General features: G+C 71.4%; 12 protein-coding genes and 3 tRNA genes. 6 read left to right on the top strand and 9 right to left on the bottom strand.

Features of this window, described 5'->3' with window-relative positions; genetic code table 11:
* Positions 1 to 230: 230 nt before the first annotated feature.
* The 3 genes from ACZ6BB_RS09150 to ACZ6BB_RS09140 form a co-directional block, all read right to left on the bottom strand.
* Positions 231 to 304 (bottom strand) — tRNA-Ile (locus ACZ6BB_RS09150).
* A 175-nt stretch (positions 305 to 479) separates the two neighbouring features.
* A tRNA-Asn gene (locus tag ACZ6BB_RS09145) sits at positions 480 to 552 on the bottom strand.
* Positions 553 to 558: 6 nt separating this feature from the next.
* Positions 559 to 631, bottom strand: a tRNA-Asn gene (locus ACZ6BB_RS09140).
* A 168-nt stretch (positions 632 to 799) separates the two neighbouring features.
* Between ACZ6BB_RS09140 and ACZ6BB_RS09135 the strand changes: the two genes are divergently transcribed.
* The 4 genes from ACZ6BB_RS09135 to ACZ6BB_RS09120 all read left to right on the top strand — a co-directional run bounded on the left by ACZ6BB_RS09135 (position 800) and on the right by ACZ6BB_RS09120 (position 6,463).
* Entirely contained in the window at positions 800 to 1,105 is a 306-nt protein-coding gene (locus ACZ6BB_RS09135) for a hypothetical protein (protein WP_037726468.1), read from the top strand.
* A 69-nt stretch (positions 1,106 to 1,174) separates the two neighbouring features.
* Positions 1,175 to 2,629, top strand: a complete 1,455-nt coding sequence (locus ACZ6BB_RS09130) for an FGGY family carbohydrate kinase (RefSeq protein WP_471614634.1) — start codon at positions 1,175 to 1,177, stop codon at positions 2,627 to 2,629.
* 166 nt (positions 2,630 to 2,795) lie between these two features.
* Positions 2,796 to 4,529: an ABC transporter ATP-binding protein gene (locus tag ACZ6BB_RS09125; RefSeq protein WP_471614633.1), complete on the top strand. Its 1,734-nt coding sequence runs from the start codon at positions 2,796 to 2,798 to the stop codon at positions 4,527 to 4,529.
* Entirely contained in the window at positions 4,529 to 6,463 is a 1,935-nt protein-coding gene (locus ACZ6BB_RS09120) for an ABC transporter ATP-binding protein (protein WP_471614632.1), read from the top strand. Before ACZ6BB_RS09125 ends, ACZ6BB_RS09120 begins: the two co-directional genes overlap by 1 nt.
* Positions 6,464 to 6,675: 212 nt before the next feature.
* Here the strand turns inward: ACZ6BB_RS09120 and ACZ6BB_RS09115 are convergent, their stop codons facing one another.
* The 5 genes from ACZ6BB_RS09115 to ACZ6BB_RS09095 form a co-directional block, all read right to left on the bottom strand.
* Entirely contained in the window at positions 6,676 to 8,001 is a 1,326-nt protein-coding gene (locus tag ACZ6BB_RS09115; RefSeq protein WP_471614631.1) for an RNA polymerase sigma factor, read from the bottom strand.
* A 214-nt stretch (positions 8,002 to 8,215) separates the two neighbouring features.
* Positions 8,216 to 10,117: a DNA primase gene (dnaG, locus tag ACZ6BB_RS09110; protein ID WP_471614630.1), complete on the bottom strand. Its 1,902-nt coding sequence runs from the start codon at positions 10,115 to 10,117 to the stop codon at positions 8,216 to 8,218.
* Positions 10,118 to 10,231: 114 nt separating this feature from the next.
* On the bottom strand, positions 10,232 to 11,497 hold the full coding sequence (locus ACZ6BB_RS09105; protein WP_471614629.1) for an NAD(P)/FAD-dependent oxidoreductase: 1,266 nt from the start codon (positions 11,495 to 11,497) through the stop codon (positions 10,232 to 10,234).
* Positions 11,498 to 11,622: 125 nt separating this feature from the next.
* The gene (locus tag ACZ6BB_RS09100; RefSeq protein WP_471614628.1) at positions 11,623 to 12,948 is read right to left on the bottom strand and encodes a deoxyguanosinetriphosphate triphosphohydrolase; all 1,326 of its coding nucleotides are present in this window, start codon (positions 12,946 to 12,948) and stop codon (positions 11,623 to 11,625) included.
* Between the two features lie 151 nt (positions 12,949 to 13,099).
* Entirely contained in the window at positions 13,100 to 13,960 is an 861-nt protein-coding gene (locus ACZ6BB_RS09095; protein ID WP_471614627.1) for a sirohydrochlorin chelatase, read from the bottom strand.
* A 291-nt stretch (positions 13,961 to 14,251) separates the two neighbouring features.
* Between ACZ6BB_RS09095 and ACZ6BB_RS09090 the strand changes: the two genes are divergently transcribed.
* Complete coding sequence (locus ACZ6BB_RS09090; RefSeq protein ID WP_471614736.1) at positions 14,252 to 14,917, top strand: SanA/YdcF family protein; 666 nt, start codon at positions 14,252 to 14,254, stop codon at positions 14,915 to 14,917.
* 22 nt (positions 14,918 to 14,939) lie between these two features.
* On the opposite strand, the gene ACZ6BB_RS09085 is transcribed toward ACZ6BB_RS09090, so the two are convergent.
* Positions 14,940 to 15,467 carry a hypothetical protein gene (locus ACZ6BB_RS09085; protein WP_471614626.1) on the bottom strand — a complete coding sequence of 176 codons (528 nt, stop codon included), beginning with the start codon at positions 15,465 to 15,467 and terminating at the stop codon, positions 14,940 to 14,942.
* 316 nt (positions 15,468 to 15,783) lie between these two features.
* On the opposite strand from ACZ6BB_RS09085, the gene ACZ6BB_RS09080 reads away from it, so the two are divergent.
* Complete coding sequence (locus tag ACZ6BB_RS09080) at positions 15,784 to 17,898, top strand: molybdopterin oxidoreductase family protein (protein WP_471614625.1); 2,115 nt, start codon at positions 15,784 to 15,786, stop codon at positions 17,896 to 17,898.
* Positions 17,899 to 17,950: the final 52 nt, after the last annotated feature.

The raw sequence follows: 17,950 nt of genomic DNA, 5'->3' as shown, positions 1-17,950 counted from the left end.
AGGGCGTCCCCATGGGCCGCTTCCCGCCACGGGGCGAGCCGGCGGAGACCTGCTCGACGTCGACACGACGTGCCACATAGGCGCTACGCCCGACTTGACCGGAATCGGCGTCCAGAATTTGTCCAGACGATCATGAAATCATGATCACCACGGTGTCGCCAGGACTCTCAGCCTCTCGTCCCGACCAGCGAAAGTGCTGGTCAGAACGGTTCTCCTCGCGTAGCGAGCGGTGGGGCGGGTGGGACTCGAACCCACGGCCGACGGATTATGAGTCCGCTGCTCTAACCGGCTGAGCTACCGCCCCGTACGGCGTGTCGCGTACATGTGTGCGCGCCGTCTGCCGCAGCATAGCCGCTCATACGATCTCCTGCTTCGGATGGTCGGCCTTCGCATGCGCTTCTTGACCTTGAGGACTTCGGCGGCGCGCACGCGGTTCCCCCGGACATGAAAAAGGACCCCGCCGGGGTCCTTCCTCACTGCTCTCCCGACTGGACTCGAACCAGTAACCTGCCGGTTAACAGCCGGCTGCTCTGCCAATTGAGCTACGGAAGATCGAAGCTCCCCCGACTGGATTCGAACCAGTGACCTGCCGGTTAACAGCCGGCTGCTCTGCCAGTTGAGCTACGGAGGATTGCCTCGCTGCATCGATCGTAGCTCCCTGGGTATTCGCCAGGGGGCGTGCGCTCGCTGCGACACATACATTAGCGCAAGCAGGGGGGTGCTCCGCCAATCGGTATCCCCCGTCGCCCGCGCAGGGCACGCAAGGGACCGACGCAGACGTAAGGGAAGGGTGGCTGCCATGCGCTATCGGCTCACGTTCTTTGCCGGACTGGCCCTGGGCTACGTACTGGGCACGAAGGCCGGACGCGAACGCTACGAGCAGTTGAAGAAGTCCGCGCGCCAGGTGGCGCAGAACCCCGCGGTGCGCAACACCGCCGAGTCGGCCGCCCAGCAGGGGCGCGTCTACGCGGGCAAGGCGTACCACGTGGTCAGCGAGAAGGTAGGGGACCGTGTGCCCGACCTCGTCGCCGAGCGGGTGCGCTCGCTGCGTGAACGCAACGCCAACGGCTCCGCCGCGGACGACTGGGGCACGAGCAATACCTAGGGACCGGATCGAGTCGGCCGGACCGGTACGCGGCGCCCCCACCCCTTCCGGTGCGGCAGAATTTCTGCCATGGGGATAGTCGCCGGGCTGGACAGTTCGCCCGATTTTACGCGCATTGTCGTCTGTGACTCGGACACAGGGGCCGTGCTCAGGCAGGGGTATGCCCCGCACCCGTTGGAGCCGGCGGAGAGCGGGGGGCGTCCGGCGGACGTCGACCCGCAGGCCTGGCTGCTGTCCCTGGGCGAGGCGGCCGGCGGCGGGCTGCTGGAGGGTGTGCAGGCGATCGGGGTCTCGTCCCAGCAGAACGGGCTGATCGCGCTGGACGCACAGGGCAACAGCGTGCGCCCGGCGATGGTCGGCGGCGACAGGCGGACCCAGGTCGCGGCGGCCGACCTCGTCGACGCGCTCGGGGGGCGCGGCGCGTGGGCGGAGGCCGTCGGCTGCGTGCCGGGGGCGGCGCAGCCGGTGACCAAGCTGCGCTGGATGAGCCGTACGGAACCGGATGCCGCGATGCGGACGGCCGTCCTGCTGCAGGCGCACGACTGGCTGGTCTGGCAGTTGCTGGGGCGGCCGGTCAGGAGGACGACGGACCGGGGCGGGGCGTCCGGGACCGGGTACTGGAACGCGGCGACCGGGCAGTACCGCACGGATCTCGTCGAGATGGCGCTCGGCCACCAGGTCATGCTTCCGGAGGTGCTCGGCCCCTCGGACGCCGCCGGTACGACGCCGGAGGGGCTCCTCATCTCCGCCGGCACCGGGGAGACCATGGCCGCCGCGTTCGGGCTCGGCATCGGGCTCGGGGACGCGGTCGTGTCGCTCGGGGCGTCCGGGTCGGTCATGGCCGTGCACACGACGGCTCTCGTCGACTCCTCCGGGATGATCACCTCACTGGCCGACGCCACGGGGATGCATCTGCCGGTCGTCACCACGCTCAACGCCGTACGGACGTTGCGCGGGGCGACCGAACTGCTGGGCGTGCCCGATCTGGAGGCGCTGTCCGATCTGGCGATGAAGTCGACGCCGGGGGCGCACGGGCTGGTGATGCTGCCGTACCTGGAGGGTGAGCGGACGCCGAATCTGCCGCACACGGCGGGGACGCTGGCCGGGCTGCGGCGGGAGTCGATGAAGCCCGAGCACTTCGCGCGGGCCGCGTTCGAGGGCATGCTGTGCGGGCTCGCGGACGCGCTGGACGTGCTGCGCGGCCGGGGCGTCGACGTACGGCGGATCTTCCTGCTGGGCGCGGCGGCGGAGCTGCCGGCGGTGCAGGCGGCGGCGCCGGCGCTGTTCGGGGTGCAGGTGGTGGTGCCGCAGCCGGCGGACTACGCGGCGGTGGGCGCCGCACGTCAGGCCGCCTGGGCGCTCGGGGTCTCGCAGGGGGCGCTCGATCCGCGTACACCACCCATGTGGCCGGGGGCGGCGGCGCAGGTGCTGGACCCCGGGGACGAGTTGGCGGTGGGGCAGGCGGTGCGGCAGCAGTACGTGGCGGTGCGTGAGCAGACCCACCCCGGGGCGTTCAGGGTCTGAGGACGCGGACGAGGACGCGGCTGTGGCCGCGGCCGTCGTGCGGTTCGGTCTTCAAGGCGTCGAGGCTTCACCGTCGGGTTAATTCGGTTGAGGTAACGCGGGGGGAGTGTCCGACGATGGGGGGTGGTGCATCCCGAACCCCTTCCTCGACCCCGAGAGATCTCGCGTGCTCATACGATTGCTGAGAAGTCATCTCCGTCCGTACCGGACACCGATCACCCTGCTGGTGCTGCTGCAGTTCGTGCAGACGTGCGCCACGCTCTACCTGCCCACTCTGAACGCGGACATCATCGACAAGGGCGTGGTGGAGGGGGACACGGGCTACATCCTGTCCTTCGGGGCGCTGATGGTCGGTATCTCGCTGGTGCAGGTCGTCTGCAACATCGGTGCCGTGTACTACGGCGCCCGCACCGCCTCGGCGGTGGGCCGGGACATCCGGGCGGCCGTGTTCGACCGGGTGCAGTCGTTCTCGGCACGTGAGGTCGGTCACTTCGGGGCCCCCTCCCTGATCACCCGGACGACGAACGACGTCCAGCAGGTGCAGATGCTGGTGCTCATGACGTTCACGCTGGTGGTGTCGGCGCCGATCATGTGCGTCGGCGGCATCGTGCTGGCGCTCGGGCTGGACGTGCCGCTGTCGGGAGTGCTGCTCGCCGTCGTACCGGTGCTCGGTATCTCGGTCAGCCTGATCGTGCGCCGGCTGCGCCCCCTGTTCCGCGCCATGCAGGAGCGGCTGGACACCGTGAACCGGGTGCTGCGGGAGCAGATCACCGGCAACCGGGTGATCCGCGCGTTCGTGCGGGACGACTACGAGAAGGACCGGTTCCGGAAGGCGAACGTCGATCTGACGGAGGTGTCCCTCGGTACCGGGCGGATGCTCGCGCTGATGTTCCCGATCGTGATGACCGTCATCAACCTGTCGTCGATCGCGGTGGTGTGGTTCGGTGCCCATCGCATCGACAGCGGCGGGATGGAGATCGGAGCGCTCACCGCGTTCCTCGCCTATCTGATGCAGATCGTGATGGCCGTGATGATGGCCACCTTCATGTTCATGATGATGCCGCGCGCGGAGGTGTGCGCCGAGCGCATCCAGGAGGTGCTCGACACCGACACCAGCGTGGTGCCGCCGGTGGCACCCGTCCGGGAGCTGCGGCGGCACGGGTTCCTGGAGGTACGGGGCGCGGGCTTCCGCTATCCGGGGGCCGAGGAGCCGGTGCTCCGGTCGATCGAGGTCGTCGCCCGGCCCGGTGAGACGACCGCCGTCATCGGGTCGACCGGCAGCGGGAAGTCGACGCTGCTCGGGCTGGTGCCCCGGCTGTTCGACGCCACCGAGGGCGAGGTGCTGGTGGACGGCGTCGACGTACGGACGCTCGATCCGCAGCTGCTGGCGAGGACCGTGGGGCTGGTACCGCAGAAGCCGTACCTCTTCTCGGGGACCGTGGCGACGAACCTGCGGTACGGCAATCCGGACGCCACCGACGAGGAGCTGTGGCACGCGCTGGAGGTGGCGCAGGCCAAGGAGTTCGTCGAGCGGCTGGAGAACGGGCTGGACTCCCCCATCGCGCAGGGCGGGACCAACGTGTCCGGCGGCCAGCGGCAGCGGCTCGCGATCGCGCGGACGCTGGTGCAGCGGCCGGAGATCTATCTGTTCGACGACTCCTTCTCCGCGCTGGACTACGCGACCGACGCCGCCCTGCGCGCGGCGCTGGCGCGGGAGACCGCCGACGCGACCGTGGTGATCGTGGCCCAGCGGGTGGCGACCATCCGGGACGCCGACCGCATCGTGGTCCTCGACGAGGGCCGGGTCGTCGGCACCGGACGCCACCACGAGCTGATGGCCGACAACGAGACGTACCGGGAGATCGTCCTCTCCCAGCTCACGGAAGCGGAGGCAGCCTGATGGCCGGGCCGTTGGCACGGATGGCGGGGGCCGGGGCCCCCGACCAGCACTCCATGGACTTCAAGGGGTCCGGGAAACGGCTGCTCGCGCAGTTCAGGCCCGAGCGCCTCACCATGTACGCGATGATCGTGTGCGCGGTGCTCAGCGTCGGTCTCTCGGTGCTGGGGCCGTACATCCTCGGCCGGGCGACCGACCTCGTCTTCGCGGGGGTCGTCGGGCGGGAGATGCCGGCGGGTGCCACGAAGGCCGAGGTTCTCGCCTCCATGCGCGAGCGCGGGGACGGCGCGGTCGCCGACATGCTGTCGGGCACGGACTTCACCCCCGGCAAGGGCATCGACTTCGACGCCGTCGGCGCGGTGCTGCTGGTTGCCCTCGGCATCTTCCTGGTGGCGGGGCTGCTGATGGCGGCGGCGACCCGGCTCTCCAACCGGGCGATCAACCGGACCGTCTACCACATGCGCGAGGAGCTGCAGGCGAAGCTGTCACGGCTGCCGCTGTCGTACTTCGACCGGCGCCAGCGCGGTGAGGTGCTGAGCCGGGCGACCAACGACATCGACAACATCGGCCAGACGCTCCAGCAGTCCATGGGGCAGCTGGTCAACTCGCTGCTCACCATCATCGGCGTGCTGGTGATGATGTTCTGGGTGTCGCCGCTGCTGGCGCTGGTCGCGCTGGTGACCGTGCCGGTGTCGTTCGTGGTGGCCACGCGGGTCGGCAAGCGGTCGCAGCCGCACTTCGTGGCGCAGTGGCGGGTGACGGGCAAGCTCAACGCGCACATCGAGGAGATGTACACCGGGCACACGCTCGTGAAGGTGTTCGGGCGGCAGGAGGAGTCGGCGAAGCAGTTCGCCGAGGAGAACGAGCGGCTGTACGAGGCCGGGTTCAAGGCCCAGTTCAACAGCGGGATCATGCAGCCGCTGATGTTCTTCGTGTCGAACATCAACTATGTGCTGGTCGCGGTGGTGGGCGGACTGCGGGTCGCTTCCGGTGCCCTGTCCATCGGTGATGTGCAGGCCTTCATCCAGTACTCGCGGCAGTTCTCGATGCCGCTGACGCAGGTCGCCTCGATGGCGAACCTGGTGCAGTCCGGCGTCGCCTCCGCCGAGCGGATCTTCGAGCTGCTCGACGCGGAGGAGCAGGAGGCCGACGCGGTGCCCGGGGTGCGGCCGGAGGAGCTGCGGGGGCGGGTCGCGCTGGAGGGGGTCTCCTTCCGGTACGAGGCCGACAAGCCGCTGATCGAGGATCTGTCGCTGGTGGTCGAGCCGGGGCACACGGTCGCGATCGTGGGGCCGACGGGCGCGGGGAAGACCACGCTGGTCAACCTGTTGATGCGGTTCTACGAGGTCACCGGGGGGCGGATCACGCTCGACGGCGTCGATGTCGCCTCCATGTCGCGGGACGAACTGCGGGACGGCATAGGGATGGTGCTCCAGGACACCTGGCTGTTCGGGGGGACCATCGCGGAGAACATCGCCTACGGGGCGTCCGCCTCGCGGAAGGTGACGCGGGGGGAGATCGAGGAGGCGGCCCGGGCCGCGCACGCGGACCGGTTCGTGCGGACGTTGCCCGACGGCTACGACACCGTGATCGACGACGAGGGGACCGGGGTGAGCGCGGGTGAGAAGCAGCTCATCACGATCGCTCGGGCGTTCCTGTCGGATCCGGTGATCCTGGTGCTGGACGAGGCGACGTCTTCGGTGGACACGCGTACGGAGGTGTTGATCCAGAAGGCGATGGCCAAGTTGGCGCACGGGCGGACGTCGTTCGTGATCGCGCACCGGCTGTCGACGATTCGGGATGCGGACACGATTCTGGTGATGGAGAACGGGGCCATCGTGGAGCAGGGGGCGCACGAGGAGTTGTTGGCCGCGGACGGCGCCTATGCGCGGCTGTACAAGGCGCAGTTCGCGGAGGCTGTGGCCGAGGTGGACTGAGGGGGTGGGGTGTGCGGGGGTGGGTTTCGCCCCCGCCGCCCCTACCCGTCCCATCCATCAGGGGCTGCGCCCCTACGACCCCCAGACGTCCGTCCGGTGGGGGCTTCTCGCGCAGTTCCCCGCGCCCCTGGAAAGCAGGGGCTGCGCCCACTGCTTTCCAGGCCCGCCACCGGCCCGACGCACCCGCACCCGCACCCGACAACCAAACTCCCTCAGTCCAGGTACCCCCGCAGTTGGTCCGCGAAGGCGTGGTCGCGGAGTTTGTTGAGGGTTTTGGACTCGATCTGCCTGATGCGTTCGCGGGTCACGCCGAAGATGCGGCCTATCTCCTCCAGCGTGCGGGGGCGGCCGTCGGCGAGGCCGTAGCGGAGTTGGACCACCTTGCGTTCGCGTTCGCCGAGGGTGGAGAGGACCGCCTCCAGGTGCTCGCGCAGCAGCAGGAACGCCGCCGACTCCACGGGGCTCGCCGCGTCGCCGTCCTCGATGAGGTCGCCCAGGGCCACGTCGTCCTCCTCGCCCACGGGGGCGTGCAGGGAGACCGGTTCCTGGGCGAGGCGCAGCACCTCGCTGACGCGCTCGGGGGCGAGGTCGAGCTGGGCGGCCACCTCGTCCGGCGTGGGCTCGTACCCGCGTTCCTGGAGCATGCGGCGCTGCACGCGCACGACCCGGTTGATCAGCTCCACCACGTGGACGGGGACGCGGATCGTGCGGGCCTGGTCGGCGAGGGCGCGGGACATGGCCTGGCGGATCCACCAGGTCGCGTACGTCGAGAACTTGTAGCCGCGGGCGTAGTCGAACTTCTCGACGGCCCGGATGAGGCCCAGATTCCCCTCCTGGACCAGATCGAGCATGGTCAGGCCGCGGCCGACGTAACGCTTCGCCACCGACACGACGAGCCGCAGGTTCGCCTCGATGAGGCGGCGCTTGGCCATGCGGCCCATGACGACGAGCCGGTCGAGGTCGAGGGCGAGCCGGGTGTCGAGGTCGGGGGCGCTGCCGAGCCGCTCCTCGGCGAAGAGGCCGGCCTCGACGCGGCGGGCCAGCTCCACCTCCTCCACGGCCGTCAGGAGGGGGATGCGGCCGATCTCGCGCAGGTACTGGCGGAACAGGTCCGAGGACGGGCCGCTGGTGTCCGCGCGGACGCGCGGCAGTTCCACGGGCTCCGGCTCGGAGAGGTCGGCCGGCTCGACGAGCTCCGGCCCGGCCGGCGGCGGCCCGTCGAGTTCGGGCGGGTCGTCCGGGGCCGCCTCGGGGTGGTGCGCGGCGCGGCTCTGGGCGGGCACCGCGGTGATCACATCGGTCTCCGGGTCCGGCTCCGCGCCGTCGCTACCGATGGCCGTACTGGTGTCGTTCTGTACGAGGGTCTGGGTCTGCACGGGGGCGACCTCCAGGAATGTCGCTGCCCGGGCGTGCGGCAGCGGTACGTCTGGGATGGCGCGGGCGGCCTCTCCGCCGTCCATCCCGTACTCATCGAGCGGAACCGCGGGGATCTCGGACCCGTGGGGGACGGGTCGGCCGCGCTCCGAGGACTCAGGCACCGGAACCCAGTGTGGAGTACGACACACAGCCGCCACGAGGGGCGTGCGGTGACTTTTTGCGTCCGGTCCGTGACCGCACGGTTACCGTGCCGTAGGAGTGCGCTGCTGGGAGGGCCGTACACCGCTCGTGGGCCGGACACGCAGGGGTGGCTCCGGCGCGGATTGGCATGTGCTCCGGGGACGTGCCCGGCCGCCGGGCGCGTGCCGACAGGGCTCAGAGCGCCTCCGCGCCCCGCTCCCGCAACGCCTGGTCGTACTGCTGGAGCACCCACAACTCGTTCTGCACGGCGGCCAGCTGGGCGGGGTCGCCCTGGGCTGCCGCGCGGGCCAGGCTGCCCTGGACGTCGCGCACCCGGCGCTCCACGGCCCGGCGGCGCACGGTGACCAGTTGCGCGCCCGCGTACACCTCGTCGACCGTCTTGCGCATGATCGCCTCGACCGCCAGCTCGGTCACCATGGCCCGCACGGTGTCGTCCGGCGCCGCCTCGCGGACCCGGACCAGGTACTCCTGGGGGTCCTCGGCGCCGTACTCGACACCGCCGGCCTCCATGATCGCCACGCGGACGGCCGCGTACGGGGCGGCGGTGAACTCGTCGACCCCGTAGGCGTCGAAGGCGGGGGCTACCAGCTCCGGGCGCTGGAGGGCGAGTTTGAGGAGTTCGCGCTCGGTGGCGAAGACCGGGTTGCGCAGGGTGAGGGCCGGGCCGGAGGAGGGCCGGGCGGTGGACTCGTACGGCTGGGCCGTGCGCTGGGCGGCCGGGGCGGGGCCCTGGCCGCCCCGGTCGCGGGCCCAGCGGGCGAGCTGGGCGACGCGCTTGACGACGAACTGGGTGTCGAGGATGCCGAGCATGCCGGCGAGCTGCACGGCGACCTCGTGCTGCGCGCCGCTGTTCTTGATCCGGGCCACGACGGGCGCCGCCTCGTCGAGGGCGGCGGCGCGGCCCGCCGGGGTCTCCAGGTCGTAGCGGGCGACGATCTGGCGGAGCGCGAACTCGAAGAGCGGGGTGCGGGGTTCGGTCAGCTCGGCCACCGCGTCGTCGCCCTTGGCCAGGCGCAGCTCGCAGGGGTCCATGCCGTCCGGGGCGATCGCGATGTACGTCTCGGCGGCGAACTTCTGGTCGTCCTCGAAGGCGCGCAGGGCCGCCTTCTGGCCGGCCGCGTCGCCGTCGAAGGTGAAGATCACGCGGGCCGAGCCGTTGTCCATGAGCAGCCGGCGCAGGATCTTGATGTGGTCGCCGCCGAAGGCCGTGCCGCAGGTGGCGATGGCCGTGGTCACCCCGGCGAGGTGGCAGGCCATGACGTCCGTGTAGCCCTCGACCACGACGGCCCGGCTGGCCTTGGCGATGTCCTTCTTGGCGAGGTCGATGCCGTAGAGGACCTGGGACTTGCGGTAGATCGCGGTGTCCGGCGTGTTCAGGTACTTCGGGCCGTTGTCCGACTCGTAGAGCTTGCGGGCGCCGAAGCCGACCACGTCGCCGCCGATGTCGCGGATGGGCCACATCAGACGGCCCCGGAAGCGGTCGATCGGGCCCCGGCGGCCCTCCTGGGACAGTCCGGACAGGAGCAGTTCCTTGTCGGCGAAGCCCTTGCCGCGCAGGAAGCGGGTGAGATGGTCCCAGCCCTGGGGGCTGTAGCCGACGCCGAAGTGGACGGCGGCGGCCTGGTCGAAGCCGCGCTCGGCGAGGAAGATCCGGCCGGTGTCGGCCTCGGGGCTGGTGGCGAGCTGCTGCGCGTACCACTCGGCGGCGATCTTGTGGGCCTCGACCAGGCGGATGCGCTCACCGCGCTGGTGGGAGGGGTTGTACCCGCCCTCCTCGTAGCGCAGGGTGATGCCGGCCTGGCCGGCGAGGCGCTCGACCGCCTCGGAGAAGGAGAGGTGGTCCACCTTCATCACGAAGGTGATGGTGTCGCCGCCCTCCTGGCAGCCGAAGCAGTGGAAGAGTCCCTTGCTGGGGCTGACCTGGAACGACGGCGACTTCTCGTCGTGGAAGGGGCACAGGCCCTTGAGGTTTCCGCCGCCCGCGTTGCGCAGCTGGAGGTACTCGGACACCACGGCGTCGATCGGGACCGCGTCCCGAACCGCCTTCACGTCCTCGTCGTTGATCCGTCCTGCCACGCGTGAATTCTACGGTGGCGTACTGACATCCCTGTGCCCCGAAGGGGCGCGGGGAACTGCGCGACCAGCCACGTACGGCCCGCAGTCGCCCTACGCCCCGGACCGGTCCCCCTTCTAGGCGACCAGACTCTCCAACGGCACCTGAGGATTCGACAGGGCGTCCGCATCGACCCGCTCCCGGGACCGGATGAGCTTCTGGATCGGTTCAGTGACATCCCACACGTTCACGTTCATCCCGGCCAGCACGCGCCCCTCCTTCACCCAGAACGCGATGAACTCCCGCTTCCCCGCGTCCCCCCGGATCAGCACCTGGTCGTACGAGCCGGGCGGCGCCCATCCCGAGTACTCCATGCCCAGGTCGTACTGGTCGGAGAAGAAGTAGGGCACCCGGTCGTAGGTGACGTCCTTGCCGAGCATCGAGCGGGCGGCGGCCGGCCCGCCGTTGAGCGCGTTGGCCCAGTGCTCGACCCGCAGCCGGGTGTCGAAGAGGGCGTGCGGGAAGGAGACGACGTCACCGGCGGCGTAGACGGCGGGGTCGGACGTGCGCAGCCCCGCGTCGACCACGATGCCGCCGCCGTGCGCACGTTCGGCGATCTCCAGGCCGGCCGCCTCGGCGAGGCCGATGCGCGGGGCGGCGCCGATGGCCGCGAGGACGTCGTGGGCCGGGTGCTCCTCCCCCGTGTCGGTGCGGGCCGCGAGGACCATGCCGTCCTGACCGACGATCTCGGTGAGCCGCGCGCCGAAGTGGAAGCGGACGCCGCGCTCGCGGTGCAGCTCGGCGAAGAGGTTGCCCAGCTCGGGGCCGAGCACACCGTGCAGCGGGGTGGGTTCCGGTTCCACGACGGTGACCTCCGCGCCGTACTCGCGGGCCGCGGCCGCCACCTCCAGGCCGATCCAGCCGGCGCCGGCGACGACGAGGTGGCCGTTGTCCCGGCCGAGGGCGGCGAGGACGCCCTTGAGGCGTTCGGCGTGGGCGAGGCGGCGCAGATGGTGGACGCCGGCGAGGTCGGTGCCCGGGATGTCCAGGCGGCGGGGCTCGGCGCCGGTGGCGATCAGCAGCTTGTCGTAGTGGACGAGGGTGCCGTCGTCGCCGAAGCGGACGGTCCTGGCCGTACGGTCGATCGCGTCGACGGTCTGGCCGAGGTGCAGCTCGATGTCGTGGCGCGCGTACCAGGAGGGTTCGTGGACGAAGACGCTGTCGCGCTCGTCCTTGCCGAGGAGATAGCCCTTGGACAGCGGCGGACGCTCGTAGGGGTGGTCCCGTTCGTCGCAGATCAGTATCACGCGGCCGGTGAAGCCCTCCGCTCGGAGCGTCTCGGCCGCCTTCGCGCCGGCGAGACCACCACCGACGATGACGAATGTCTGATCCGCGTCGACCACTTGATGCCTCCTCTTGAGGGTGCGTCCACATGCGAGCGTCCCGCACACAGCGTGATGCGGGAAGAGGGAGTGACCCGATCAGGCCACGGAGGGTCACGTGTGAGTCATATGCCCGTATATCCCTGTCACATCCGTCCCGTCAGTCTCGCGTGCAACGTGCGGGCGGACGCGTCGGTGAGCGAGGCGATCTGGTCGACGATCACCCGCTTGCGGGCACGGTCGTCCGGTGCCGCGTCGAACAGCGCGCGGAACTGGGGTTCGAGCCCCTCCGGCGCGCGGGCGGTGAGCGCCTCGGCCAGTTCGGCGACCACGATCCGCTGGTCGGCGCGGAGCCGTTCCTGTTCGGCGCGCTGCATCACGTACCGGTCGGCGACGGCCTTGAGGACCGCGCACTCCAGGCGCGTCCCGTGCGGGACGACGAGTTCGGCGGCGTACCGGGTGAGGGGGCCGCCGCCGTACGCCTGCCGGGTGGCGCCCTCGGCGGCGAGGCAGAAGCGGCCGATGAGCTGGCTGGTGGCGTCCTTCAGCCGGGCCTGGGCGACGGCCGTCCCGTCGTAGCCGTGTGGCCACCACTCCTGGTCGAGGAGGCGGTCGAGGGCCGCGGCCAGTTCGGCCGGGTCGGTGTCGGCGGGTACGTACCGGCCGCGCGCGACCTCGAACACCGCCTGCCGTTCGGGCTCGGCGTACAGGCAGTTGGGGTCGATGTGGCCGGCGTGCAGACCGTCCTCGACGTCGTGGACGGAGTACGCCACGTCGTCGGACCAGTCCATGACCTGGGCCTCGAAGGTCGTGCTGGTGCCGGGGGCGTCCTTGCGGACCCAGTCGAACACCGGGCGGTCGTCGTCGTAGACGCCGAACTTGGGGGACGCCGGGTCGGTGGGGTGGGCGCCGCGCGGCCAGGGGTACTTGGTGGCGGCGTCCAGGGCGGCGCGGGTGAGGTTGAGGCCGACGCTGACGAGTTCACCGGTGGTGTCCGAGGGGACGAAGCGTTTGGGTTCGATCCTGGTCAGCAGGCGCAGGGACTGGGCGTTGCCCTCGAAGCCGCCGCAGTCCTCGGCGAACTCGTTCAGCGCCTGTTCGCCGTTGTGGCCGAACGGGGGGTGGCCGAGGTCGTGGGAGAGGCAGGCCGCCTCGACGAGGTCGGGGTCGCAGCCGAGGGCCGCGCCCAGCTCACGGCCGACCTGGGCGCACTCCAGGGAGTGGGTCAGGCGGGTGCGGGGGCTGGCGTCCCAGGCGAGGTTGCGGGTGCCGGGGGTGACGACCTGGGTCTTGCCGGCGAGTCTGCGCAGGGCCGCGGAGTGCAGGACGCGGGCCCTGTCGCGTTGGAAGGCGGTGCGGCCGGGGCGTTTGTCGGGCTCGGGGGCGTAGCGCTCCGCGGAGGGCGGGTCGTAGGCGGCCGGGGTGTCGTGGCCCGGGTGGGTGTCGTGGTCGGGGGGTGTGGTGCCTTCCATGATTCGACAGTACGGGGAGGGTGTGACAAATGGGCGCCCACTCGTCCGCCGGGTGATGTTCTTCGGGGGGTGCGATTCGGTTCGTGGCCGGTCGCGCGGTTCCCCGCGTCCCCGAAGGGGCGCTCCTGCGGCCCGGGGTTCCCACCGCCCCCTATGCCGTCGCCAGCGCCGGCAGTGGCCTCGTCCTGGTCGCCAGGGACTCGTCGTAGCGGTGGAGGATCAGGGTCGCCATGGACGGGTGGGCGCCCAAGGGGGCCGACGCGATCCACGGGGCCGCTTGCGCGCACTCCCTGGCGAAGCGGCCGGGGGCGGTGAAGTAGGAGGCCACGGCTGTGCGGGTGCGGCCCGCGGCGGTGAGGGCGCGGACGGCCTCGGCGACGGTGGGGGCCGCGGCGGAGGCGTAGGCGGGGACCACCGGGACGCCCAGGCGGTCGGCGAGGAGCCGGGCCGTGCGCCCGGTGTCCTCGGCGGCCTCGGGGTCGCGGGAGCCGGCGGCGGCGAGCACCACGGCGCCGGTGCGGCGGGTGGCGGCGCTCGTCCGGGCGGGCCAGCCGGCCTCGACGAGGCGGGCGTGCAGGGTCTCCACGAGGAGGGGGTGCGGGCCGAGGGGGGCGGCGAGACGGGTACGGGCCCCGGCGGCGGCCGCCATCTCGGGGATGTCCCGTTTGACGTGGTGGCCGCGGCTGAGGAGCAGGGGCACGATGACCGCTTCCCGGTCGCCGAGGGCGGCGAGGGTGTCGGGGAGCAGGGGCTCGTTCAGCTCGATGTGACCGAGCTGAACGGACAGGCCGGGCCGCTGCTCGCGGACGCGTTCCATGAGGGTGCGCACGGTCGCCAGGGCGCGCGGGTCACGGCTGCCGTGGGCCACGAGGACCAGGGCGGGCGGTGCCGGGCGCCGGGTTCCGTCGCGGGAGACGCGGCTGAGCTGGGCGGCCAGCTGGTCGGTGATCAGGTTCATGATGTGCGCCGTACTGTCGAGGTCCGCGTTCGACTTGTTCGTCGTCGCCGTCATGTATCCATGGTGCCGGGGGGAGGTTGCCTGCCCGTTGCGCGGTGGTCACGGGGGTTTTCCGGGACTTCACCGTGCGGAGGGAGGGCGTGTGAACCGACGTGACCTGCTGTTTCGGCCCGTTCGAGTGAACCTTGTCATGCCCGGGGGTGAACCGGAGCGCGGCGGATGACGTCTTCGTTGGTCGGAAGGACGGGCGCGGTGGGGTCCGTCCGAAACAAGCAGGACACATTGCGGGACGCCTTCCGGGGGTCCGGGATTCGGGGGTGGGCCGCCGTGAGGCGTGTCGGGCGGATGGTGCGGCTGCCGCGTACGCGGACGGGCCGGCGGCGGACCGTGCAGGCGGTGATGCTGCTGTGCGTGCTGGCGCTGCTGCCCGCGACCTGGATGTTCACGGCGGCCGGCGACCGGCTGCGGACCACGGCCGACGTGCCGCGCACCGACGTCGCGATGGTCTTCGGCGCGGGGCTGTGGCAGGGCGAGCCGTCCCCGTACCTCGCGCGCCGGCTGGACGCGGCGGCCGAGCTGTACCGGTCGGGGCGGATCAAGGTGGTGCTGGTCACCGGCGACAACAGCCGCGTGGAGTACGACGAGCCGGACGCGATGCGCGGCTATCTCACCGAGCACGGCGTGCCCGACGACCGCATCGTCAGCGACTACGCCGGGTTCGACACCTGGGACTCCTGCGTCCGCGCGAGGAAGATCTTCGGCGTGGACCGGGCGGTGCTGATCAGCCAGGGCTTCCACATACGCCGGGCGGTCGCGCTGTGTCAGCGGGCGGGCGTCGAGTCGTACGGCGTCGGCGTGCAGGACCGGCACGACGCGACCTGGTACTACGGGGCCACCCGTGAGCTGTTCGCGGCGGGCAAGGCGTCCCTGGACGCGCTGTTCGAGCCGGACCCCCGTTTCCTCGGTCCTGAGGAAACGGGGGTCTCGAAGGCGCTGGCGTCAGCGGGTTAGCGCGGGGTCGGTGCGCGCCCCGTCAGTGCTTGACGGAGCCCCAGGTGCCCTGGTCCACGGCGCAGCCCCACTTCTTGCCGTCCGTGGTCTTGCCGTGCACCGCGAACTTCACCTCGTAGAGGTCGGTGCGCAGCATGCGGGTGCGGACCTTGAAGGCGACGCTCTTGCCGGGCTTCAGGGTCTTGGCGGCGACCTTGACGATCTGCTTGGTCTTCTGGGTGATCCTGGCGCCCTTGGTCGTGACCGTCGCCTTGCCGAAGCGCAGGCTCTTGGTGTTGGTCACCTTGAGGCTGACGTCCTTGAAGGTCACCTTCTTGCTGGAGTTCTTGAGACCGAACCGGAGACCGCCGTCGGTCACCCAGTTGTTGTTGTCCACATAGAACCTCTTCAAGGTGGTGATCTTGATCGGGCAGCTCGCGGCGGCCTGCGTCCCGACGCCAGGCCGCGTCTCGGTGGACGCGGCGGAGGCGGCACCGGCCAGACCCAGCTGGGCGGCGGTGAGAGCCCCGGCGGCTCCCAGGACGGCGACGGTGGTACGCATACGGTTCACGGTGGTTCCTCTTCCCCCTACGGCCCTCGCTCGAGCCATGTGACAGGACGTACGCCACCCGGGGTTCACGGCACGACCCCCGTCGGCTGTGGCGCCTGTAGTTCTTAGCACGCACGGGCCGAACACGTGGACGGTAAGTGCTTGCCCGGCCGCCTACGGTGACAGAACCGGGACATCGGCACACCGTTCGTCCACCCCTGCACGGACCCGACGCCCGGCTCCTCACGCCCCGCCCGCGGGCGCCGGGAGGTTGCCGTGCCGGTCGCGTAACGGGGAGCGCCCCGGCGCGTAACACGTGCGACGCACGCTGGGTGGTATGCCGAACTCCGCGACGCCCACCCACTGCCCGTACTGCGCCCTGCAGTGCGGAATGAACCTGACGCCCGGTGCGGACGGGACCGAAGGGGTCGTAGTGGTCACGGAGCGCGCGGACTTCCCGGTGAACCGGGGAGCGCTGTGCGGCAAGGGCCGTACGGCGCCTGCGGTGCTCTCGTCCCGGGTCAGGCTGACCAGTCCCCTGGTCAGAAGGGCGGGCGTCCTGGAACCCGCCTCCTGGGACGAGGCACTCGACCGGATCGCCGAGGGGCTCACCCGCACGCGTACGGAACATGGTCCGCACGCGTGCGGGGTGTTCGGCGGCGGCGGACTCACGAACGAGAAGGCGTACGCGCTCGGCAAGTTCGCCCGGGTGGTGCTCGGCACCTCGCAGATCGACTACAACGGCCGCTTCTGCATGTCCTCGGCGGCGGCCGCCGGGATGAAGGCGTTCGGGCTGGACCGGGGGCTGCCGTTCCCGCTGGAGGACATCCCGAGGACGGGGTGTGTCGTCCTCGTGGGGTCCAACCTCGCGGAGACCATGCCGCCGGCGCTGCGCTACTTCACCGAGCTGAAGGAGAACGGGGGCAAGCTGATCGTCATCGATCCGCGCCGCACCCGGACGGCCGAACAGGCCGACCTGCACCTGTCCCCGCGTCCCGGCACCGATCTGGCCCTGGCCCTCGGCCTGTTGCACCTGATCGTGGCCGAGGGGCGCACGGACGAGGAGTACATCCGCGAGCGGACCAGCGGATGGGAGGAGGCCCGGGCGGCGGCCATGGCGCACTGGCCGGAGTACGTGGAACGGATCACGGGGGTGTCCGTCCCCGAACTCCGCGAGGCGGTACGGCTGTTCTGCGAGCCGGAGCACGCGATGGTGCTCACCGCGCGCGGCCCCGAGCAGCAGTCCAAGGGGACGGACACCGTCGGCGCGTGGATCAACCTCACGCTGGCCACGGGCCGGGCCGGCCGGCCGCTGTCCGGGTACGGCTGCCTCACCGGGCAGGGCAACGGGCAGGGCGGGCGCGAACACGGCCAGAAGGCCGACCAGCTGCCCGGCTACCGCAAGCTGGTCGACCCCGAGGCGCGGCGGCACGTCGCCGAGGTCTGGGGCGTGGACCCGGACAGCCTGCCCGGACCGGGCCGCAGCGCCTACGAGCTGCTCGACGCGCTCGGCGGCGACATCAAGTCCCTGCTGCTGATGGCCTCCAACCCGGTGGTGTCGGCGCCGCGCGCCGCGCACATCGAGGAGCGCATCAAGTCACTGGACTTCCTCGCGGTGTGCGACGTCGTGCTGTCGGAGACGGCGGCGCTCGCGGACGTCGTCCTGCCGGTGACGCAGTGGGCGGAGGAGACCGGCACCATGACCAATCTGGAGGGCCGGGTGCTGCTGCGGCGGCGGGCGATCACCCCGCCCGACGGCGTCCGCAGCGACCTGGAGGTCATGCGCGAGCTGGCCGACCGGCTGGGCGTCGAGAAGGGCTTCCCGACCGATCCCGAGGAGGTCTTCGAGGAGCTGCGCCGGGCCAGCGCGGGCGGGCCCGCCGACTACTCGGGGATCACCTACCGGCGGCTGGCGGAGGAGAACGGGGTGTTCTGGCCCTGTCCCGCGCCGACGGCCGAGACGGGGGCAGCCTCGTCCGTCGAGGCGCACCCCGGCACGCCGCGCCTCTTCCTCGACCGGTTCGCCACGGAGGACGGCCGGGCCCGGTTCGTGCCCGTGTCGCACCGGGCGGCGGCCGAGGAACCGGACGCCGAGTACCCGGTGCTGCTCACCACCGGGCGCGTGGTCGCCCAGTACCAGTCGGGCGCCCAGACCCGGCGGGTCGACGAGCTGAACGCCGCCGCGCCCGGCCCGTTCGTGGAACTGCACCCCCGGCTGGCCGAGCGGCTCGGCGCGGCGGAGGGCGATCCGCTGGCCGTGGTCTCCCGCCGGGGCCGGGCCGTGGCCCCGGCGCGCATCACGACCGCCATCCGCCCCGACACGGTCTTCATGCCGTTCCACTGGCCCGGCGAGGGCCGCGCCAACACCCTCACCAACCCGGCCCTCGACCCCACCTCCCGCATGCCGGAGTTCAAGACGTGCGCCGTGCGGGTGGAGACCGTGGGCGAGTGAGGTCGCGCCGGTGCCGTCGACCGTGACGGCCGGCACCGGCCGCGGACGGTCC

The sequence above is a fragment of the Streptomyces sp. NPDC041108 genome, assembly GCF_055592645.1.
Note: the sequence above shows the minus strand (reverse complement) of the source record. Positions and strands in the feature narration are given on the sequence as shown.